This is a genomic window from Legionella septentrionalis, from assembly GCF_003989745.1.
GTDB classification, from domain to species: Bacteria; Pseudomonadota; Gammaproteobacteria; order Legionellales; family Legionellaceae; genus Legionella_A; species Legionella_A septentrionalis.
Genome location: NZ_RZGS01000001.1, coordinates 1 through 21,307, shown reverse-complemented (window position 1 = coordinate 21,307; position 21,307 = coordinate 1). Strand labels below are relative to the sequence as shown.

The window sequence follows — 21,307 nt, the reverse complement described above, 5'->3', positions numbered from 1 at the left end:
TTATTTCTCAACTAGCTTATTAATGTTACAATAACGCTATTTGTAATGGGGCTATTGAGTGATTAGTGACGGTAATCATGACCTTATTGGGCCAAAGGAAGAAAAAAACAATAGTTTCTACACGTGTGCCCAAATTTCAATAAAAAAGCCTGCAGCGCGCGATTTTTTTATTTGCGAGGCCCTGCCGCAAGAACCTTATCCCAACTCATTCGTATTGTTAAAAAAAGAATCATGGCAGCTTGTACATTACAATCATGCAGTCCAGCCCGCTTTTTTGAAGCCGGAACAATTCGCTGATAAAACGTTTCTTACTGTCTTGGAGCGTTTGTCCAAGGCTAACATTGAGGAAATTATATCCGCGCATTTTGATACACTTCGTTCTGCCTTGATTGCTACCATCCGTTATGAAAAATTTAACCGTGGCATTCGTGTAGGGATAGCTCATTCCAATCGGGGGCGCCTGCTTTATTCTAGTGATTTTGGTCCATGTCAGGCTGTTTTTGCCCGCTTGAAAAATGAATTTGCCCTCTACCATGCAGTCGTCATGTCTGAAGGTGATTCATTAATGGGTTTTGTAGAACTGATAAAACAGGATGTTATTGATGTCTTTGTCGTGCAGAAAGCAACCGTGAAGAGTAATGCAACCAAGGCTCCCTATCTTGCAGTTGCCCTGGCGAAGCATTTACCTGGGATATCAGTAAAAAGAATTTGCGTAGAAGATTATCGTTGTATTTATCTCGACGCTGCCAGGGATTTAATTATTTTGAGTTCCAATTTGGTAAAAGATAAACAGCAAGCAACCGAAATTATTACTTCAGAATTAACTGAGCATGATTTGAATAATGGTATCCCGGTTGAGCAAAGCGTCTTGGATATATTTATGAACTATGAATATGAATACAGATTGATCGAAGAAAATGAAGAAATTACCGTGCAATTTCCTGCAATGAGCATCCCTGCCCAGCTGGTAATTCATGCTGCCAAACATTTTTTAAAACACACGGCAACGCAACGCAGCCGCAATAGTTTAACGTTTTATAAACCCGTGGAAGACGATGTTTCCCTTTCCCTATCGGATAGTTTACGCATAATTTGCGGGCAGGAACAAAAGCAGGAAGCTTCATGCTGCAGCTTATTATAGCGCTGCAGCATGTGGCAAATTAAGCGGATGGCTTATTTTGCTTGGCTTTATCAACCAGGAAGTCGAGTATGGCAAAAAAACGCTCTTCGGTTTTTGCCAATTGCAAATCCGTTTTATATTGATTATTTACCAGGACAGCGGGGACGGCATTGATTTGGTAAAGCCCCATCATTTTTTTGCTGTTGCTAATTTCCATATCAATATTGGGCGAATGATAGAACGCACTGCGGATAATTTCCGCATCCATTCCCTGGCTTGTAAAAAAATCTACCATAGCCTGGTTGCTGCTTAATGGCAACTTGTCTTTCAGAATGGCTTTAAATAATACGGGTGTAAGTTGGTTCCCCATGCCCAGTGCTTCGGCAGTATAGTAAGCTTTTGCATAATACTCCCAGTTTTTATTAAAAATAACGGGAACTTTATGGTAGGAAATTTTATTTCCTTGCTGTTCTACCCATTTCATTAAAGGCGCTTCCAGGCGATAACACCAAGGGCAACCATAACTGAAAAATTCAGTAACCGGTACGGCTTTTGGGTTTTGCGTTGTACTGTTACTGGCAATAACCGTGTAATCCGTGCCTTCTGTGAAGGGTTCAGCCAATGCACTGACTGGCATAAGGATTATTAAAATGAATGCAATAAAATATTTAAACATACACACACCTTGGTTTTTTAATGTAATCCCGCGACATAATATGCGACTGCTTCCATATCTTCTTTACTCATACGCACGCTGATATCGCGCATGATTTCATTGAAATCATTACTGCGCTGATTGTCTTTAAAAGCTTGCAATTGTTGCATAGTATACACGGCTTGTTGTCCAGAGAGTACTGGGAAGCCAGCTTGCGCATTACCAGTGCCCCGCGGTCCGTGGCAAGCAATGCATGCCGTGATATGACTTTTAAAATCACCGCCGCGGTATAACTGCTCGCCGCGGGCAATAAAGCGCTGTGGAGTCTGTCCTTCCGGCAAAGGCAGCTTGGAATAATAAACAGCCAGATCCTCAATGTCTTGGTCGCTTAATTTGGCTACTATAGGCGCCATGATGGGCGAATTACGCGTGGAAGCCTGTTTATAATCACGTAATTGTTTAGCTAAATAACCAGCATGCTGGCCTGCCAGACTTGGCCATTGCGGATTGGTGCTGATGCCTTTCGCGCCGTGGCAAGCCACGCATGCGGCGGCTTTAGCTTCGCCATCCTGATAATTGCCCGCTGCATAGGAAGAAAAGCACAACAATAAAAGGATAAAAACCATTTTTTTCATGGTTATCTCACCGGTTGAATCTGGTTTAATGGTACACTGCAATAAAGCGTATCTGCAATTCCTGCATCACAATAGGGGGTATTCAAACGATATGCAGCGGCCGCTTGACCTTGCAAACCGTTAAGCCACTCCTGCCGTGAGATTTGCATCTTGCAAGTTATGTAGCGATAATGCGGGGCTTGGCTTTGTAATTCCACGCTAATTTCATCATGCGAAACCCTTATACTAAAACTATTTTTCTTAAAAGCGCTGCTAAGGTTGAACAATTACCGGAAGACAGCGGTTATGAAGTCGCTTTTGCTGGCCGTTCCAATGCTGGGAAATCAAGTGCCTTAAACCGGTTGACCGGTATCCGCCAACTGGCCCGCACCAGTAAAACGCCCGGACGCACGCAATTGATCAATTTATTTACCATAGGAGATACCGACAGGCGTTTGGTCGATCTGCCGGGTTACGGGTATGCAAAAGTAGGTTTGGCCATGAAGCGGGATTGGCAGCAAAATTTAGCGCATTATCTGGAAGTGCGGCAAAGCTTAAAAGGCTTGGTTTTGCTTATGGATATACGCCATCCGCTGAAAGAATTGGATACGACGATGATAAACTGGGCCATCCATCGGGAATTACCGGTGCGTATATTATTGACCAAGGCGGACAAGTTAAGCCGCGGGCAGGCACAAAGCACGGTATTAAATGTGCGCAAGCATTATCAGACTGTCGCGCACTTGCTTAGCGTGCAGGCATTTTCCTCACTAAGCGGCCTGGGTGTTGATGAGTTAATCCATGCACTTAATGAATGGTTCGCCTGGGATGATATAGAGGCCCAAACCGGTTAATTAGCCCTTCCGGGTGTCATATTGGCAGCATGACGGGGCGCATCATCTTCTGCTTTTATTTGGGCAACTGCCTCACGTTGCTTCTTTTTTAACAAATTTTGCGGAGATGCTTCAAAAAAGTCGGGTGTACCTGGAAATTTTTGGCCCTGCTTCTCAGGGGATTTTTTTGTATCGATGCTTGGTTCGTGCAGTCTTAGTTTATACATGTTCATTCCTTGGCAGTTGGGATGGCTAAATTGTTTACTGATTAAAAAGATTCAAGAAGCTTTATAATCGCTGAAAAATCCAGGCTGCTATTGCCCTGCTCGGCAAATTGTTGATAAAGCTCTGTCGCATGTGCACCCATGGGGGTTTTTACGCCAACCGCAGCAGCGCACGTTTGACTTAAATTTAAATCCTTTAGCATCATGGCACTGGCGAAACCGGGCTGATAGTCATGGTTGGCCGGTACATTTTCCAATATTCCCGCTACAGGAACGTATTTGCTCATGGCCCAGCATTGCCCAGAGGAATTGCTGACCACTTCAAATAATTTGCCAGCCTCCAGGCCTAAATGTTTGGCCAGAATAAAAGCTTCGCTTATGGCAATCATGGAAATGCCCAATATCATATTGTTGCAGATTTTGGCTGCCTGCCCGCTGCCTGCTTTCCCCGTGTGGATAATATTTTTTCCTAGGTGCCTGAGGATGGGGTTGGCGCGGTTAAAACTTTCCCTGGTGCCGCCTACCATAAAGGTTAAGCTGGCTGCACTTGCGCCGGCAACTCCCCCAGAGACTGGCGCATCCAAATACGCATGCTGGTAAGTTTGTGCGGTTTGGTGCATCGTTTGTGAACTTTGTACATCGATGGAAGAGCAATCTATGAACAGCGTGTTTTTGCCTGCCGAGGCAAACAAGCCTTGTTCGCCTAGACAAACTTGCTGCACTTGTTCGCCGGTTTGCAGCATGGTGATGACGGCCGTTTTATCTCTGGCCGTTTCCTGTACCGTATTGGCCGTTTGCCCTCCAGCTTCGGCAAAGCTTTGCAAGGCCCTGGGGTTTACGTCATAACCGGTTACCTGATAACCGGCTTTAAGCAAATTAACCGCCATTGGCAATCCCATATGCCCCAACCCAACAAATCCTATGTGCTCCATGTCCCCTCCACCTGCAGTGAATTACCTATTAGTGAGCCGGCATGACAAATGTGGATCCATCCATCTCGCTTACCGGCCATTTACAGGTAACCGTTTTTCTTTTTGTGTAAAACTGGATGCTTTCCAAACCATGCATGTTGGTATCGCCAAAAGATGATTGTTTCCAGCCGCCAAACGGGTGGTTGGCTACCGGCACCGGAATGGGGATATTGATGCCAACCATTCCTGCCTGCACCCGCTGGCTGTATTCACGTGCGGTATAGCCGTCGCGTGTGAAAATCGCGGTGCCATTGCCATACTGGTTACGGTTCACTAAAGCAAGCGCTGCAGAAAAATCTTGCACACGCACCACAATTAAAACAGGCCCAAAGATTTCTTGTTGATAAAGCCCCATGTTTTCGCTGACTTTATCAAATAAAGTGGCACCCAAAAAATAACCTTGCGGGTATTGTGCGTGTTTAAAATCGCGCCCATCGATGATCAGTTCTGCGCCTTCAGAAATGCCGTTATTAATGGCAGTTAACACCCGTTGCCTATGGGTGCTGCTGATTAGCGGCCCCATGTCTGCATAAGCTGCATCGCCGGCATCAATCCGCATGGCTTGAATCAAAGGTTTCATTGTCCCGATGAGTGCATCGGCAGTATGCTCGCCCACCGTCACTACGACCGAGATAGCCATGCAGCGCTCACCGGCTGAACCAAAGGCGGCACCGACAATTGCATTGGCGGCCTGTTCTATATCCGCATCTGGCATGACCACGCAGTGGTTCTTGGCGCCGCCGAAAGTATGGGCGCGCTTCCCAAGTTTTGTTGCCGTAGTATAAATATGTGCCGCCACCGGGGTGGATGCTACAGCCGTGAAGGCGGCAATGTCCGGGTGGTGCAGCAGGTAATCCACTGTCGATTTGTCTCCTTGCACACAATGAGCAACCCCCGCGGGCAAACCTGCCTCACTCAATAATTCCAATAAGCGCAGCGGGGCTGACGGGTCTTGTTCGGAAGGTTTTAATATGAAGGTGTTGCCGCAAGCGATGGCAGGTATCATCATCCACACCGGCACCATGACCGGAAAATTGAAAGGCGATACGCCAGCACATACACCTAATGGTTGGCGCATGGTGTAAGAATCGATTTGACTAGCCACATTTGCTGAATACTGGCCCTGCAATTGTGAGATAATCCCGCAGTGGAATTCCACCACTTCAATTGCACGTGCAATGGAGCCTCTTGCATCCTCAAGTGTTTTCCCATGCTCGCGTGTGACGATTTGTGCAAGCTCGGATTGATGTTTTTCTAAAAGTTCGCGAAATTTAAATAAAACCCGCGCTCTTTTCAAAGGCGGTGTATCAGCCCAGGTTGGCCATGCTTTGCTGGCAGCTTCCACAGCATGGGCGCAGACTCGTTTATCGGCGATAAAACACTGTCCGATTTTTTCACCCAATGCGGGGTTATAAATATCCAGCGCATGAGTTTCATCATCACTATAAGCTTTGCCGTCAATAAAATGAGGGACTGTGTACACCATCTTAAACTCCTTGTCATCGAGGTTTTTGTACAGCATGTAAAGCAATGTAAAACAGTGTAGCAAGGTTCTTGCTATTTATCATTGAGCAAATGTTCAAGTCCATAGTGAAGAGAATTCAAGCGCTGTACGCGTTGGCAGGCGAGAAGCAAGCCAGGCATAAAACTGATGCGATCAATGCTATTGTGTACAATCGACAAAGTTTCACCGGGATTTCCAAAAATAACTTGCTGGGCAGCAAGGATGCCAGGCAAGCGTATGGAATGAATGTTGACGTTGCGGTGTGTGCCGCCGCGCACACCGGGCAGAAGCTCTTTTAAAAGCAGCGTATTTTTTTCCTGCCGCCGGGCGGCATCGATCATTTCTGCGGTTTTCATGGCGGTACCCGAGGGGGCATCGAGCTTCTGCTGGTGGTGCGCTTCAATGATTTCCACTTCCGGTAGAAAGCGGGCCGCCTGGGCTGCGAATTGCATCATCAGCACCGCAGCAATGGAAAAATTGGGCACAATGATCCCGCCTAAATTTTGCTCACTGCATAAATTTTGCAAAATGCGGATTTCTTCATCCTGCAGGCCGCTGGTGCCAATGATGGGGTGGGCGCCACTTTGAATAATAGCGAGGCTATTTTGATAAACACAGTCGGCGCGGGTCAAATCAATGACAATTTGTGCAGCGGTTCTGGCAATTTCTTGCTGCAAATTGTCTGCGCGCCCTAAAGCGGCAACCAACTCAAAATCGGCATGATTGCGGATCGTCTCGGCCGCTAAAGCTCCCATTTTCCCATGGGCACCATTCACAATGACGCGCGTTTGCATAAATTCTCCAGCAGTGGGTAAGAAGATGATTTACTCATTTTTCATCGGTTTTGCATCACTATCAGGTGCGGTAGCAGCATTAGGGGCGTGCACGATGCGCCACGCCCACATGCTTGCCGGAATCCAGCCAACCACCGTGGCTTGCAGGATCAATGCAATCAGAGCGCCTCCGGGGTTGTCATTGAGGAATAATACTACCCATGGGAAGAAAATAGCCAGTAATGACATGAATAAACGTTTCATAATGTATCTGCCTTTTTTAAAAGGAATACAATGCCAAGAATGCTTTTAAAAGCATATCATAAGCCATTTAGAATCACTTGCAAATTAAGGTTAAACGCTGTAGATTGTAGCTCTTTTTACCCCCATCCCCCCGATTTAATTGACACGCACAAGGGTTATTGCATGAGAAAACAGGAGCTGCATCCTCGTACAGCAGTCGTTAACAAAAAGCAAAAAAATGAATCCAAAAAAGCGCGTTATGATGCCTTGCGCTGGCTTGCAGTAAATTTTCCCAAAGCATTTGATAACAGTGTGAGCATCCAGCCTTTAAAAGCAGGCATTATGGACGATATTTTAGCTTATGCTGACAAGGCTGAAGCGGATGGTATCTCCCGCAGCAAACTGCGTGAGGCTGTAGTGGTGTACACCCGACGCGTTGATTATCTCGCCACTTTAAAGGCGCGCGAGATGCGCATCGATTTGCAGGGGAATCCTGTCGTTGCAGTCAGTGAAGAAGAAGCTGAGCGCGCGGCCAGCAAGCTTAAAAAACGTGTAGAGAAAAGTGCCAAGAATACCCGCAGAAATTTGCTTCCTGCCAAGACTTTGGGACAAGGCGAAGTAAAAACCATGAATCCGCAGGCTTATTCTTTCGGGCAAGATGGCATGTCTGCGGAACGTTCTTTATCTGCAGCATGGCAGGGTGGTACCCCACCGGCAAAATCAGCTCCAGTCATGATTAGACATAAACAAAGCCGCCAATATGATCCAGACGCGGTAGCGCGTTTAAAGGAAAAATTAGGCTTGCCTGCCAAGAGGGAAATTTCCGACTAATATTGCGCCCTAAAATGCCTAAGTGATTATTATTAACCTATCATGGATATTTTTTGATCTTTTATGGTATGATATGTCCATTTAGGTATTTAGGTAGTACGCAATGATTACGAAAGAAGCAGCACAGCAACAATTACAAGCGCTATTGCAGCGCGTTGAGCATTTGATAGAAAGCAATCCCTTTATGAAGCTCAGGTCGAGTTCAACAGTCGGCTATACCAATGTTGACAATTTCATATTGGGTAACCGGGTGTCGTTTAATGGCGCCCTGATTGCGCAAGTACAGCAAATGCGTCAATTGTTAAGTGTAGAAGCGAGTGAGTTAAGCGCTAATCTGAACGATCAATTTGAATTACTGAATGTAGAGAAAGTCAACCTTGACCAGCATTTTTTCATCCAGAACAAGGAATTAACCCGGTATATCAATGACTTGACTCCTTATAATTACAAATTTTTCCTGCAAAATATTTATCGCGGCGAGGCTGCATTCCGTTTGAATGTGATGGTGTTTTGTCTCAAATTCACAAAAATTTACCAGGATTTGCTACCAATGTTATCATCATTTGATGATAAACAGATGTTGGCTCTGGAAAGCAAGATAAGTGGCTTGAAGGCAGGGGTTGAACTGCTGGAAGACTCCGTAAAGTTATATAATGAATTCAACCCGCTCCTGAAAAATTTTGTTAGCGAATACGATAAGACGATTGCTGAAATTGATAAGGAAAATGCCCTTAAGTCATACGTTCAACAAAAAGCCAAGGAAGAAGCGCTGCAACGCAGGCCGAAGATCATCCAGGCAGAGCAAGCTGCTATAAAATGGGATCGGCGCCGGAAAACATTAACCGAAGAAGAATTACAGCAGTTAACAAAACTGGGAGAGCAAATAGCCTCTTCCTTTGCGCCACAAAAAGAAGAATTTATTAAAAAATTTACGCAGTTACACGATGCTTTTGTAAAACCTAAAACTGATTTTAATTTGTTCATGATCAAGATGGAGCAATACCAAGTCCGTTTGGAAGAGAATGTGTCGCATAGCTCGGATTATGCGGCCATATCTGCAATCGCCGCAGAACAAATCCGCTGCCTAAAGCAATTGCAGAATAATTATTTTGTCAAGCGCAGCATCGATAGAGATTTATTTAAGCAACAATGCGAAGTAGCCGTCTTTAAAGCACTTCCATTCTTAAATATATTGCAAGGCAATTATGAGCGTTTGAGCGCCTTGGCTGCGTCTGATTCTGCTTATGCCAAGGAATATAAAGAAGCAGAAGGCACCGCATTTACCTTAATCCAGTCGCTGCAGGAAATCGAGAAAGAATTTTTCGTGGAAAAATCGATTGATTTGGCAACTTGCCTAAAGCGCTGCAAAGAAGCGATCGAACTGGCAAGACCGGTGTTGGCGACCCACCGCAGCTGGTTTAGGCCTTTTGCAGTATTGGCATTCTTAGCCGCCAGTGTTTTCACGCTGGGGTTGGTGCCATTAGTCAGCTACCTGCAAACAGGCGATGCATACTATTATTTCCGCACCACTTCTGAGCAAAATTTAAATGCCTATGCAAAAAAATTAAGCCAGTTTTCATTGTTCACGGCGGAGCCCAAGCCAAAATCGATCGTTATGGAAGAAGAAATCAAATTTGATGAAGAAGATCCGGCTCCTTTGACAGCGAATGTACACTAATCAATCAGGCGCGAATAATTTCCATATTGTTCGTGCCACCCGGTTCGCCAATTTTGCTGCCGCGGGTTAGTAATAAAAAAGTATTTTTTGCAATCAACCCTTTTCCCAGTAAGATACGGATGGCTTCGCGATTGATTTCTTCCTCAGCCAAGCTGCGGTAATCAAGAAATACAGGGAAAACATTATTTGCCAGGCTTAATCTGCGCACCGTGGTTTCATTGGCGGTGATGGCATAAATAGGTACGGTGCTATGCAGCCGCGACATCCAAATCGCCGTGGCACCTGATTCAGTTAGTGCCAAAATTGCTTTAATCGGGAAGTGATTAGCCACTTGCATGGCGGCCATGGCAATGGCTTGATCAGCGCGCTGGTAGGAACACTGCTCTACGTCATTATGATAAAAAAAAGCGGCATGTTTTTCGGCACTTAAACAGATTTTATCGACCATTTGGATGACTTTTACCGGAAAAAGGCCGCTGGCAGTTTCTGCGGAAAGCATGACGGCATCGGTTCCATCCAATATGGCGTTGGCCACATCCGAAACTTCCGCACGCGTTGGCTGGGGATGAGTTATCATTGATTCCATCATCTGCGTTGCGGTGATGACGACCCGGTTCAAACGTCTGGTTTGCTCAATGATTTGCTTTTGAATCGCAGGAACTTCAGCAGGGCCAATTTCCACGCCAAGATCACCACGCGCTACCATCACTGCATCTGCAGCAAGGATGATGTCAGTCAGGTTAGCCAATGCTTCCGTGCGTTCAATCTTGGCAATGACAGGCAAATCGTTGGCTCCCAAATCCGCCAGCAACTTGCGTGCAGCCATAATGTCGTTTGCATCTTTTACAAAAGACAGGGTAATGTAATCGACCCCGGCGCTTATGGCTGTGGCCATGTCTTTTTTATCTTTTGCGGTGAGCGTCCGCGCAGCCAGCCCGCCACCTTTACGGTTAATTCCTTTGTTGTTGCTTAAAATCCCGGCTTCAATTACTTCACATTCAATGACTGGCGGGTGGATAGCCGTGACTAACAATTCGATTAACCCATCATCGAGGAGCAGCCGATCACCTGCCTGTAGCTCGTGGCAAAGTTGCGGGTAATCCACGCTGACACCGCAGGCATCGCCCAGTTTATCATCAGGCTGGCAGCGTAGGGTAAACATTTGGCCCGTGGTCAAGGTGACTGAATTATTGATAAAGCGGCCGATGCGGATTTTGGGACCCTGCAGATCCGCCATAATGGCAAGAGGGCGCTGCAACTGTGCAGCTAAGGCCCGTGTTTCCTTAATGATATTCACGACTTCTTTTGTGGCATGGGAAAAATTGATGCGCAGCACATCTACGCCGGCCAAGAGCATGGCACGCAAAGTTGCTGGCTCCTGGCTTGCGGGGCCGATGGTTGCGACAATCTTAGTCCGCCGTGGCATGTCCCCGTTCCTTAAGGATGGCAACAGCAGGCAGAGTTTTCCCTTCCAGGAATTCCAGAAATGCGCCGCCGCCCGTGGAAATATAAGATATTTGCTCCGTCAGGTCATATTGATCAATAGCCGCCAACGTATCGCCACCGCCTGCAATGCTAAACGCATCGCTATCTGCAATAGCAATGGCAAGCGCGCGCGTGCCATAGGCAAATTGCGGAAATTCAAAGACGCCAAGAGGGCCATTCCAGATAATTGTTTTTGCGCCGTCCAGCGCATCGGTGTAGCGGACGATAGTATCCGGGCCAATATCCATGATCATGTCGTCGTTGGCAATATTTTGCAGCGATTTGGTGAAAGCAGGGCATGCATCTGAAAAGGATTTGCCGACGACTACATCCGATGGCAGGGGAATTTGGCAACCATTTTCTTCAGCCAGTTTGAGGATGTAACGGGCTTCGTCCAACAGATCAGGCTCATAAAGAGATACGCCTATTTCCTGGCCTTTTGCCTTTAAAAAGGTATTGGCAATGCCACCGCCCGGGATAAGCACGTCCACCATTTCCACCATTTTTTTAAGCAGGGTTAATTTGGAAGAAACTTTCGCACCGCCGACGATTGCAACAATAGGACGTTCAGGCTCATGCAACACGTGTTGCAAAGCTTCGAGCTCACGCAATAACAGTGGGCCTGCCGCCGCAACCGGCGCATATTTGGCTACCCCGTAGGTGGAAGCATGGGCGCGATGCGCTGTACCAAAAGCATCCATGACGAAGATGTCGCAAAGGCTGGCCAGTTTTTTAGCCAGGGTGTCATCGTTACTTTTCTCGCCGCGGTTAAAACGTACATTTTCACAAATCACCAATTCACCGGGATTTGCCTCAACGCCATTTAAATAATCGCTGACAAATTTAACCGGGTAATCGAGGTGTGACGCCAAATATTTTGCCACAGGCTGCAATGAGTAGCGGCTTTCCTCGCGCCCTTCTTCCGGGCGCCCGAGGTGGGATAGCACGATAACGGCCGCCCCTGCCTGCAGTGCGGCGGTTAGGGTAGGAAGCGCGGCTTGCAGGCGCTGATCACTGGTGATCATCCCGTCCTTGATGGGCACATTTAAATCTTCACGAATTAAAACCCGCTTCCCGTGCAGATCAAGCTCGCTCATCTTAATCAAATTCATGGCTTTTCCTTACAGGTTCATCATGTAATAAGCGGTATCCAGCATGCGGTTTGAAAATCCCCATTCATTGTCATACCAGGCAACGACTTTCACCAAATTACCCAAAACTTTGGTTTGCGTGGTGTCAAAAATTGCAGAAGCAGGATGGTGGTTGAAATCACAAGACACCAGCGGCTCATCATTGATGTGCAGGATATCGCTTTTGGCGCCCTGCATGATGTCATGGACTTCGTCCACACTGGTAGGCTTTTTGCTGGTAAACGTTAAATCAATCACGGAAACATTGAGAGTCGGCACGCGCATGGCAAAGCCGTCCAGTTTACCGGCGAGTTCCGGCAATACCAGGCCCACCGCACTGGCGGCGCCGGTCTTGGTCGGAATGATCGAATGCGCGGCCGCGCGGGCACGGTGCAAGTCGGAATGACTGCCATCCAGCAACATTTGATCCTTGGTATAGGCATGCACGGTATTTAACAAACCATATTCAATGCCCAGGGCTTCGTGTAAAGGTTTCACCACAGGCGCCAGGCAGTTTGTCGTACAAGAGGCATTGGAAACAATCGTATCGGATGCACGCAAGTTCTCGTGGTTCACACCATACACTATGGTCGCATCAGTATTTTTCCCTGGTGCGGAAATCAATACTTTTTTTGCACCTGCGGCAATGTGTTGCATGGCTGCGTCATGGCTGGTAAAACGGCCGGTGCATTCGAGTACCACATCAACATTTAACGCCCCCCACGGCAGCTCCGCCGGGTTGCGTTCTGCAGTCACTGCAATGGCATGGCCATCCACAATGAGTTTATTGCCTTCCACGACCACCTTGCTCTGAAACCGGCCATGGGTTGAATCGTAGCGGGTTAAGTGTGCAGTGGTTTCAATACCGGACAAATCGTTAATGGCAACGATTTCAATCTCGTGCTGGCGGTTGTATTCAAACACTGAGCGTAAAATGCAACGGCCAATGCGGCCATAACCGTTAATTGCTACTCGTATGGTCATATACTTCTCCGAATGGTGGGTATTGCAGATATACCCTCGAATTAATACTTGCGGGCTTTATTAAAACTGCAAGCAACATTATTTAAACAAGGCACGCAGCGCAGCCAGGGTTTTCTCAACGGTGATGCCCAATTCGCGATAGGCATCGGCGGCAGGTGCCGAAGTGCCAAAAGAATCAAGGCCAATCACCGCGCCATCCAACCCGGTAAAGCGGTACCAGTAAGCTGTGGCGGCGGCTTCAATTGCCACTCGTTTGCGTACCGCAGGCGGCAGGACATGCTCTTGATACGCTTTGTCCTGCTCCAAAAAGCGTTCCGCACAGGGCATGGAAACAACCCTTACCTGCAAGCCTTCTTGTGCGGCAAGTTCGGCCGTGGCAAGCGCCAATTGCACTTCTGAGCCTGTGGCGATGAGGATTGCATCCGTGGTTTTACCACTTTCTTTAAGGATATACCCGCCTTTGTGTATATTTTCCAGCGCCCCGACATGCTTAAGTACCGGCAAGTTTTGCCGCGATAACAGCAAGCAAGTGGGGCCATGGTGGCGTTCAATAGCCTGTTGCCAGGCGACTGCGGTTTCGACCAAATCGGCAGGGCGCCATACATTAATGTTGGGCGTCATGCGCAGCATGGCTGCATGTTCAACCGGCTGGTGCGTAGGCCCGTCTTCTCCAAGGCCGATGGAATCATGGGTGTATACGTAAATGACCCGTTGCTTCATCAGGGCGCTCAGGCGCACGGCATTGCGTGCGTAATCTGAAAAGACTAAAAAGGTGCCGCCATAGGGAATAAAACCGCCATGCAGGGCGAGGCCATTCATGATGGCCGACATGGCAAACTCACGGACGCCATAATAAATGTAATTGCCGTTAAAATCTTCATGGGTAATGGCTTTACTGCCTGACCAATCCGTATTATTGGAACTGGTCAAATCGGCAGAGCCGCCCACTAATTCCGGCAGCAAGGCAGCAAATTCTTCAATGCATTGCTGCGAAGCCTTGCGCGTGGCCACTGCTTTTTCATTATGGGTACATTGCTCGATGAATGCTTGCGCGGCAAGCGGCCAGTTATCAGGCAGATCGCCATTGATGCGCCGTAAAAATTCATAATAATCCGCAGGGAACTGCTGCTGATACGTCTGGCACAGCTCAAGCCAGGTTTGTTCCGCCTGTTTGCCTTCTGCTACATGGTTCCAGGCTTTATAAATTTCCTCAGGGATATGGAATGGTGTATGCGGCCATTGCAATTGCTGGCGCATGGCATTGATATCGCCAGCCCCTAAAGGCGCGCCATGGCATTTTTCACTGCCAGCGAGCGCTGAACCATGGCCGATAATGGTTTTGCAAATGATTAATGAAGGCTTAGCTGTTTCTTTCCTGGCGGCGTCGATGGCTTGTTCGATCTGTACTGGGTCATGGCCGTCTACCGCTTCTACCACGTGCCAGTTATAAGCGCGGAAGCGCATGGCAGTATCATCGGTAAACCAGCGATCCACGCAGCCATCAATGGAAATTTGATTGTCATCGTAAAAGACAACCAGTTTCCCAAGCCCTAATGTTCCTGCCAGCGAGCATGCTTCATGGGAAATACCTTCCATCATGCAGCCATCGCCTGCGAATGCATAAGTATAATGGTTGACCAGCTGCAAACCCTGTTTATTAAATTGCGCTGCCAATATTTTTTCTGCAACCGCCATGCCTACGGCATTGGCAAGGCCTTGCCCCAATGGCCCGGTCGTGGTTTCAACCCCAGGCGTATGAGTGCATTCAGGATGCCCCGGTGTTTTCGAATTCAGTTGGCGGAAGCGTTTTAATTCTTCCATGCTTAATTTATAGCCGGTCAAATGCAGAAGGGCATAAAGCAGCATCGAACCGTGCCCGTTTGATAAGACAAACCGATCGCGGTCAAACCAGTGCGGGTTTTCCGGATTAAATTTCAGGAATTTTTTCCACAAGACAGTGGCGATGTCAGCCATGCCCAACGGCATGCCAGGATGCCCGGATTGAGCAGCTTCCACAGCATCTATGCTTAAGAAACGAATGGCAAGGGCCAATTGTTTGAGTGAACTCATACGCTTTCTTTTGCTAGCAACGGGGGCACTATTGTCGCTCAGAAGAACGCATTCGGCAAGTTTATCCCGTGCAGGCTATCCGCCAGTGAAGGTGTTGGTATTTATTGGCGGATGCAATGCAATCTATTTGATAAAAAGGGATTTATAAAAATAAGGAGTCTGGATTGTTAAAGCCGCACTTGCGGATGTTATCATCCCGGTTTTTAAAGGTTTGAGTAATTGTAAGAGCCGCTGATGATCACAGGGTATTATATTTTTGCAGGAAATGGTGATTACCATAATTTGGCAGGCAATAGGGAGCCTGAGTGGACAGCTAATTGGGACTTTAAGCAATGGAAGCAATTCGTTGATGACTTGGCAGACAAAAATATAAACCTTCTCATGATTTATTTAAATGGCCACTCCCTTCCTTATAAATCTCAAGCATACCCGGAGTTAAGTGATTCAGGACATCCCAATGTAAAAGATGAGTTTTTCCCAAAATTATTTTCATATATCAGGTCAAAAAACATTCAATTGGTTGCAGTCATCACCACGACTGGCCATGCCGGAAAATTTTCTGAATTAAACCCAAATGTAAAAATTGTAACTAACTACGTTGATGAAAACTTGGAAAGCGCGCTCATTTCATTTCCCGAACATTTAAGGAAAGGAAAAATAAAAAAAGTCATGGGGCAAGCGCAGCTGGGCTATGGGGTCGTATGCCATAACAAGCCGAAAGCTCGGCGTTATGCTGTAGGTATCATTTCGGAAATTCTTAAAAAGTATGGTAGATTTTTTTCAGGGGTAGCTATTCATCCACCTGAATCTTTATTCGGTTGCCAATGCAGATTTTGTGGCAATGCGTTGTTAACGCTACATGGAAAATCGATAGAGTTTGCCTCACAAAATGAACTGCGCAGGTTTTTTATTACTTCCTATCTACAATTTCAAAAAGAAATAATTTTTAAGCTTCTCCCGGATAGCAAACTTTATACATTCACCATCCCTTGGCTTTTTGAAGAAAACATCGTGTTGATGTGCAGCTATATCCCTAAACATGTCACGATTATTGATTGGGATTATAATTTAGCACAGAAAAGATTGGCAGAGCTTGCAGCAAGGCTTAACGCGTATCTTTCAACCGATCATGAAGTATTGTTTATGCCAACAGCAGGATTTTCCTTTGATACTTCCTCTAATCTTGAAGAACAGATTCAGGCTGTACATAAACAAATCAAAGCAGCCAGGAATACTGATATAAGCGGCATTATTAGTTTTCTAGGGCCGAAATTATCTTGTTATATGGAGGAGACTGCTGGGAATGAAATTTAGTTAAGTCCCATTGCATGGGACTTGTATTTCGCATAGGAAGGCTACTTAATGATATTATTAATGCTTCGCGCTATTGTGATAGGACAATAGTAACAAGTAATGAGCAAATTCAGGATCTTCATGTGAACTATGGCGGTAATTTACCGCCATAATTACATGTCACAAGGTGGGAGCCAATGCTGGTTGGACTGCTATGGTCAATCCCACTTCCTGTTCTTGGGAGCAATTGTATACAAATATTAAGAGCGTTTGTTACAAAATATATGCTAATATTTACATCAACGTAATTAATTACATCAATGTAAAGCTATTACATTGATGTAACTAAGTCAAGCTTATGTTAATAAAAAATTTAACTATATCGAGCCATTTGTTATTAGCTCAAACCTTAGACAAACTCCTTAAGTATGATAAAAAGCTTACGCCAGCTGCGCTTGCGCGCGAATTAGGCATTCCCACAAATAAAATCACTAGAATTTTAAATGGAGATGTTACAGACCCAAAAGCTAGTACATTGTTACAAATTGCAAATTACTTTGAAATTACTATTGGACAATTGTTAGGAATAGAACCACTTAGCTCTGATATAAAACAGGTGCAAGATGAAGGAAAGATGCTACCTGTTTTTCAGATAAATAAATCAGGGTACCAAAAAATTTACAATGATTGGTATCGTTGGGCAGGTGGTGATGTTGAGGGAGTATGCTATGCGCTTTCTATTGATACAGATATATATGAACCAACATTCCCACAGGATTCTTTATTAATTATAAATCAAGATATTGCTCCTGATGATCGTTCCTATATTGTGGTAAAAAAAAATACCTCGGCTCATTATTTTATTAGGAGGTATGTAGAAGATGGTAATAAGATATTTTTCTACCCTATTAACCCCCAGTTTTCTATAGAAATCTATGATAAGTCTTTATATACTATTGCCGGTGTAATTCTTGAGATACACCAGAAATTACGTTCGAAAAAATAATATCAAGCAGGATGTGGCATATGAAAAAATGGAGCTTAGGAAGCCAGTATTTAAGCTTTATTTATAAAGAAATAATATTGCGTTTTTCTGGACAAATTAGGGAACCTTACCTCATTAGAATTGATAAAATTTTTACTTGTCCTGTAACCAATGAGTTATCTGTAGCTTTTCATCTAGCTAATAAACGCATTAATCAAGAAATGACTGTAGCTAAATTTGTTAAATCGGAAATGATTTATCTGATTGATCCACGTATTGTATTTAATATAGGGGAACAATATGGTGCTCATTGTGAAAAACTTAATTTCCAAAAAAGGAAGTCTGATTTTGGTAAGAAATGTATTACTGGTATAAAACGCATTTTTATAGATGAGTAACCCTCGCAGCAAGTCAAAAATACCCCTTCAGTTTAAAGTATTCCATACATTACTTGGTTTTGCTGTTTTTTTTAGCTTAGTTACATTACCAGCTGAGACTCAACTAATAAAAGTGGGAGGTATATTAACAACTTCTGAGCTATTGTGGTGGCCTGTTGTATTTTTTATTTTTCAATTAATTTACACAGTATACGGCTTTGCATATCTAAGGCATGCCGTATATTTAGTAATTCTATTCCATACAATTTACATTTTATTCCTGAGACTTGCAATTTGCTTACCTTCTTCATCTTTTTGGAAGATGCAAGAGATTTATGCACAAGTGCTTTATAGAGATTTCTCATATCTTTTAAAAAGCGCATTTTTTTTGTGGATTTGCGCTTTATTTCTAATAAAGCTTTTTGCTAAAGCGAATAAAGAATTTGAGCGCTATATTTTTTTGATGGCTCTAATTATCTTTACATTTTTAAATTTATTTTGGTTAAATTCGAAATCAAACGTTAATTCATCACAGATTTTAGTATCAATATTAATTTTTTATTTCCTAAATATTTTTTTAAATAAACTGCTAATTATCATTTTACGGATAGAACATGTTACTTATGCTCAAGAAACGCAAAAACAATTGTTTAAATTTCAATTGCCGAAAAATATAAATTCTTATGAGGAAATGTTCAAATTTCATCACATACTTTTTTGTTTCAGCATAGTTTTTTTTATTACGTCAAAAACTGTATCAGCTAAATTTATTTCAATTGGTTTCTTAACCATAAATGTTGGGGGAGTTGTCTTTTCTTTAGTCTATCTCACGGCGGATATGATGACTGATGTTTATGGAATTGAACGAACGAAGCAAATGATTTTATTTGTTATTTTTTGTAACTTACTATTTATTTTTTTTATTTGGATAACTAATCTACTTGCTCTGAATGATAAAGGAGAGTTTCAATTAATTTTACACAATCAGACCAGGATGTTTATAGCCTCAGCCATTGCTTTTTTTCTAGGGATGACCATTAATTCTACCGCTATATCCATAATTAAATGGAGACAAAGAAAACGTGGGATTTCCCTAAAAAAAGAGTTCCTTACAACTGTATGGGCAAGAATTGCAACTTCTACCGCCTTTGGCATTATCATCGATGTAAGTTTTTTTTCTTTAGTGGCATTTTACGGCATAGTACCAAATGAAAAACTTACTAGCATCATTATTTTTGAAGATATTTATAAAATTTCTTATGAATTTCTATTGGCACCGGTGTCAATTTTATTAATTTATTTACTTAAAGTAAAAGAAAAGGTAGATATTTACGATGAACTTAATAACTTAAATCCATTTCGAATTAATACTAACTATAAAATGGGTGCCAATAAATTCTATGAAAATTATGTGAGCTATCGAAATGAAACTGATGAATAATTATATATATAACTTCATGAGAGAAACTATAGAAGTTGCAGCGTTAAACCCGAAGGCCCCATATGCTTCTATTCTAGTTTATGATGATAGAGATATTCTTGTAAAATCTGTGAATAACTCACACGTTCATCCTTTAATGCACGGAGAATTATCTGTTCTGAATATATTATTTAATGATGGTTTTAGTGATGATCGTACTAAGTTAAGTATTTATAGTACCGCAGAGCCCTGTCCCATGTGTGCTGCAGCTATTTACTGGTCAATGATTCCTAAAATAATTTATGGAACTTCCATCCCATTTTTACATAATTTGTTTGGTAGACAAATTCAAGTTAGAGCCAAAGAAATTTTTTCAAAAACTCCTAATTTTTATAATTGTAATTTAATTGAAGGAGTTATGGAGAATGAATGTAATTCCTTATTTATTAAAGCTAAAGAAATAAGAGATTTAGAGAGTATAAGTTAAATGATCTCCCCCCTAAAAATAGTGATCTCCCCCCTAAAAATAGCTCCACTTTAAAGTAGAGGAACTGTCGAAATATGAATTAAATAAAAAGGGGGTATTTGGAATGAAACGCAGTAAATTTACAGAAGAACAAATATTATTTGGTCTAAAGCAGGTTGAATTAGGAACGAGTGTTTCGGAGGTATGTCGGAAGCTTGGAATCAGCGAAGCGACGTTTTATATCTGGAAGAAGAAATATGGTGGTCTTGGTGCCTCGGACCTTAGAAAGCTGCGTCAGCTGGAAGATGAAAACAAGCGGCTGAAACAGCTGGTTGCTGATTTAAGCCTGGATAAACAGATGTTGCAGGATGTTCTGTCAAAAAAGCTTTAAAGCCACGTAAGAAGCGTGAACTGGCAGTTTTTCTTCAGGATGGGTATCGAGTAAGTATCCGTAGGAGCTGTGCAGTTTTAATGATGAGCCGGAGCGTATACCAATACCGCTCCTGCCGTGGCGAAGATACTGCTATAAGACACCGCATCAGGGAAATCGCTGAGACACGGGTTCGTTATGGCTATCAGCGTATTCATGTGTTGCTGCAACGAGAAGGCTGGGTAGTCAACCATAAAAAAGTTCACCGTATTTATTGTGAAGAAGGCCTTAATCTTCGCAGGAAGCGCCCTCGCCGGCATGTGACAGGTGCTCACCGGGAAGAGCGGCAACTGGCCTCTACGTTTAATGAATGCTGGAGCATGGATTTTGTTGCTGACAACTTGTTCAATGGCAAGAAAATACGGGCATTAACTATAGTGGATAATTTTAGTCGCGAATGCCTTGCCATTCATGTAGGGAAGGCCATCCGAGGCGAAGAAGTTGTCGGCGTTCTTGAAGGTCTTAGGGTGCTTGAGAACAAACAGCCAAAATCCATACGCATTGACAATGGTCCTGAATTTATTTCAAAGAGTTTGGATAAATGGGCTTATCAGAATCACGTGACTCTGGATTTCTCAAGGCCTGGAAAACCAACAGACAACGCGTTCATTGAATCATTTAATGGCAGTTTTCGGGATGAATGTTTGAATAGCCACTGGTTTCTATCTCTTGAAGATGCTAAAAACAAAATTGAAGAATGGCGGCAGGATTACAATGATTTCCGCCCTCATTCTTCATTGAACAATTTGACTCCAAATCAGTTCAAACACAAGGTGTTAAGCGCCAGTTTTTCTAGGTAAGGCTGGATCAATTTTTGGGAGAGGATCAATATTATATTGAGTGAGCCAAATTTATGTACTGATTATGGGGGGCAAGATGCTTTTGATTCCTAATCATACTTAATCGAGCCTGTAAATAATTTGTGTAACTGCAATTTTTATAGAGATATTCTGCCTTCACTTTCAATAGAACCAATATGTCACGATAGTATGGCGTTAAGTAGAAATTATAATTAGCAAAGCTTTTAGGTTGTTGTAATAGAAGAAAAAATAGATATAATCACCCTAGATGTTTGATCCCTCCTCGATTAGCCGTACACCTTGTTTAAGAGATATAATCTCATCAACAAGGAGTAGCAATGGTCAGAAGTATCTACACAAAAGAGTTCAAAGTTAAAGCAATTGAATTTCTAGAGCAAAGTAATAAGCCATTAAGACAAGT

22 protein-coding genes are annotated in these 21,307 nt (G+C 43.9%); 10 read left to right on the top strand and 12 right to left on the bottom strand.

The genetic code is table 11. The features are described 5' to 3' along the window. The first annotated feature begins 58 nt into the window (after positions 1-58). Positions 59-1,141 (top strand): hypothetical protein, encoded by a 1,083-nt coding sequence (locus ELY11_RS00110; protein WP_126953152.1) that lies wholly within the window; start codon positions 59-61, stop codon positions 1,139-1,141. Between the two features lie 19 nt (positions 1,142-1,160). Here the strand turns inward: ELY11_RS00110 and ELY11_RS00105 are convergent, their stop codons facing one another. The 3 genes from ELY11_RS00105 to ELY11_RS00095 are packed head-to-tail and all read right to left on the bottom strand — an operon-like array spanning position 1,161 to position 2,607. Further along, entirely contained in the window at positions 1,161-1,796 is a 636-nt protein-coding gene (locus tag ELY11_RS00105) for a thiol:disulfide interchange protein DsbA/DsbL (protein WP_126953151.1), read from the bottom strand. Positions 1,797-1,813: 17 nt separating this feature from the next. Beyond that, positions 1,814-2,410, bottom strand: coding sequence for a c-type cytochrome (locus tag ELY11_RS00100; RefSeq protein ID WP_126953150.1), 597 nt, complete (start codon positions 2,408-2,410; stop codon positions 1,814-1,816). A gap of 2 nt (positions 2,411-2,412) precedes the next feature. Next, a complete protein-coding gene (locus ELY11_RS00095; RefSeq protein WP_126953149.1) occupies positions 2,413-2,607 on the bottom strand; it encodes a hypothetical protein in 195 nt (64 codons plus the stop codon). Between the two features lie 12 nt (positions 2,608-2,619). On the opposite strand from ELY11_RS00095, the gene yihA reads away from it, so the two are divergent. Continuing rightward, complete coding sequence (gene yihA / locus ELY11_RS00090; protein WP_253351079.1) at positions 2,620-3,243, top strand: ribosome biogenesis GTP-binding protein YihA/YsxC; 624 nt, start codon at positions 2,620-2,622, stop codon at positions 3,241-3,243. Here the strand turns inward: yihA and ELY11_RS00085 are convergent. The 5 genes from ELY11_RS00085 to ELY11_RS00065 all read right to left on the bottom strand — a co-directional run bounded on the left by ELY11_RS00085 (position 3,240) and on the right by ELY11_RS00065 (position 6,958). Beyond that, positions 3,240-3,449: a hypothetical protein gene (locus ELY11_RS00085; protein WP_126953147.1), complete on the bottom strand. Its 210-nt coding sequence runs from the start codon at positions 3,447-3,449 to the stop codon at positions 3,240-3,242. The genes yihA and ELY11_RS00085 overlap by 4 nt on opposite strands. A 41-nt stretch (positions 3,450-3,490) precedes the next feature. Continuing rightward, on the bottom strand, positions 3,491-4,378 hold the full coding sequence (mmsB, locus tag ELY11_RS00080; RefSeq protein WP_126953146.1) for a 3-hydroxyisobutyrate dehydrogenase: 888 nt from the start codon (positions 4,376-4,378) through the stop codon (positions 3,491-3,493). A 28-nt stretch (positions 4,379-4,406) separates the two neighbouring features. Then, the gene (locus ELY11_RS00075; RefSeq protein ID WP_127032283.1) at positions 4,407-5,903 is read right to left on the bottom strand and encodes a CoA-acylating methylmalonate-semialdehyde dehydrogenase; all 1,497 of its coding nucleotides are present in this window, start codon (positions 5,901-5,903) and stop codon (positions 4,407-4,409) included. A gap of 71 nt (positions 5,904-5,974) precedes the next feature. Next, a complete protein-coding gene (gene dapB / locus ELY11_RS00070) occupies positions 5,975-6,715 on the bottom strand; it encodes a 4-hydroxy-tetrahydrodipicolinate reductase (RefSeq protein WP_126953144.1) in 741 nt (246 codons plus the stop codon). A gap of 30 nt (positions 6,716-6,745) precedes the next feature. Next, on the bottom strand, positions 6,746-6,958 hold the full coding sequence (locus ELY11_RS00065; RefSeq protein ID WP_126953143.1) for a YqaE/Pmp3 family membrane protein: 213 nt from the start codon (positions 6,956-6,958) through the stop codon (positions 6,746-6,748). 162 nt (positions 6,959-7,120) lie between these two features. Between ELY11_RS00065 and ELY11_RS00060 the strand changes: the two genes are divergently transcribed. Both ELY11_RS00060 and ELY11_RS00055 read left to right on the top strand, forming a co-directional pair. After that, a complete protein-coding gene (locus ELY11_RS00060; RefSeq protein WP_126953142.1) occupies positions 7,121-7,768 on the top strand; it encodes a ProQ/FinO family protein in 648 nt (215 codons plus the stop codon). A 103-nt stretch (positions 7,769-7,871) separates the two neighbouring features. Next, positions 7,872-9,446, top strand: coding sequence for a hypothetical protein (locus tag ELY11_RS00055; protein ID WP_126953141.1), 1,575 nt, complete (start codon positions 7,872-7,874; stop codon positions 9,444-9,446). Between the two features lie 4 nt (positions 9,447-9,450). On the opposite strand, the gene pyk is transcribed toward ELY11_RS00055, so the two are convergent. The 4 genes from pyk to tkt all read right to left on the bottom strand — a co-directional run bounded on the left by pyk (position 9,451) and on the right by tkt (position 15,115). Continuing rightward, positions 9,451-10,872, bottom strand: a complete 1,422-nt coding sequence (gene pyk / locus ELY11_RS00050; RefSeq protein ID WP_127032282.1) for a pyruvate kinase — start codon at positions 10,870-10,872, stop codon at positions 9,451-9,453. Then, positions 10,856-12,043 carry a phosphoglycerate kinase gene (locus ELY11_RS00045; RefSeq protein WP_127032281.1) on the bottom strand — a complete coding sequence of 396 codons (1,188 nt, stop codon included), beginning with the start codon at positions 12,041-12,043 and terminating at the stop codon, positions 10,856-10,858. Before ELY11_RS00045 ends, pyk begins: the two co-directional genes overlap by 17 nt. Positions 12,044-12,052: 9 nt before the next feature. Continuing rightward, positions 12,053-13,045 (bottom strand): type I glyceraldehyde-3-phosphate dehydrogenase, encoded by a 993-nt coding sequence (gene gap / locus ELY11_RS00040; RefSeq protein ID WP_126953138.1) that lies wholly within the window; start codon positions 13,043-13,045, stop codon positions 12,053-12,055. 78 nt (positions 13,046-13,123) lie between these two features. Further along, positions 13,124-15,115, bottom strand: coding sequence for a transketolase (gene tkt / locus ELY11_RS00035; RefSeq protein WP_126953137.1), 1,992 nt, complete (start codon positions 15,113-15,115; stop codon positions 13,124-13,126). Positions 15,116-15,349: 234 nt separating this feature from the next. Here tkt and ELY11_RS00030 point away from each other — a divergent pair, with 234 nt between their 5' ends. The 6 genes from ELY11_RS00030 (at position 15,350) to ELY11_RS00005 (ending at position 20,886) form a co-directional block, all read left to right on the top strand. After that, positions 15,350-16,429: a hypothetical protein gene (locus ELY11_RS00030; RefSeq protein WP_127032280.1), complete on the top strand. Its 1,080-nt coding sequence runs from the start codon at positions 15,350-15,352 to the stop codon at positions 16,427-16,429. A 337-nt stretch (positions 16,430-16,766) separates the two neighbouring features. Beyond that, a complete protein-coding gene (locus tag ELY11_RS00025; RefSeq protein ID WP_126953135.1) occupies positions 16,767-17,414 on the top strand; it encodes a helix-turn-helix domain-containing protein in 648 nt (215 codons plus the stop codon). A gap of 20 nt (positions 17,415-17,434) precedes the next feature. Beyond that, a complete protein-coding gene (locus ELY11_RS00020) occupies positions 17,435-17,791 on the top strand; it encodes a hypothetical protein (protein ID WP_126953134.1) in 357 nt (118 codons plus the stop codon). Beyond that, positions 17,784-19,211, top strand: coding sequence for a VUT family protein (locus tag ELY11_RS00015; protein WP_127032279.1), 1,428 nt, complete (start codon positions 17,784-17,786; stop codon positions 19,209-19,211). The genes ELY11_RS00020 and ELY11_RS00015 overlap by 8 nt, the downstream gene beginning before the upstream one ends. Continuing rightward, a complete protein-coding gene (locus tag ELY11_RS00010) occupies positions 19,204-19,677 on the top strand; it encodes a nucleoside deaminase (protein WP_126953132.1) in 474 nt (157 codons plus the stop codon). The genes ELY11_RS00015 and ELY11_RS00010 overlap by 8 nt, the downstream gene beginning before the upstream one ends. 103 nt (positions 19,678-19,780) lie before the next feature. After that, positions 19,781-20,886 (top strand): IS3 family transposase gene (locus ELY11_RS00005; RefSeq protein WP_127032278.1). Its coding sequence is split into 2 segments (ribosomal slippage): positions 19,781-20,033 and positions 20,033-20,886, totalling 1,107 coding nucleotides; the frame shifts between segments, so codons are not numbered across the junction. Positions 20,887-21,307 lie beyond the last annotated feature (421 nt).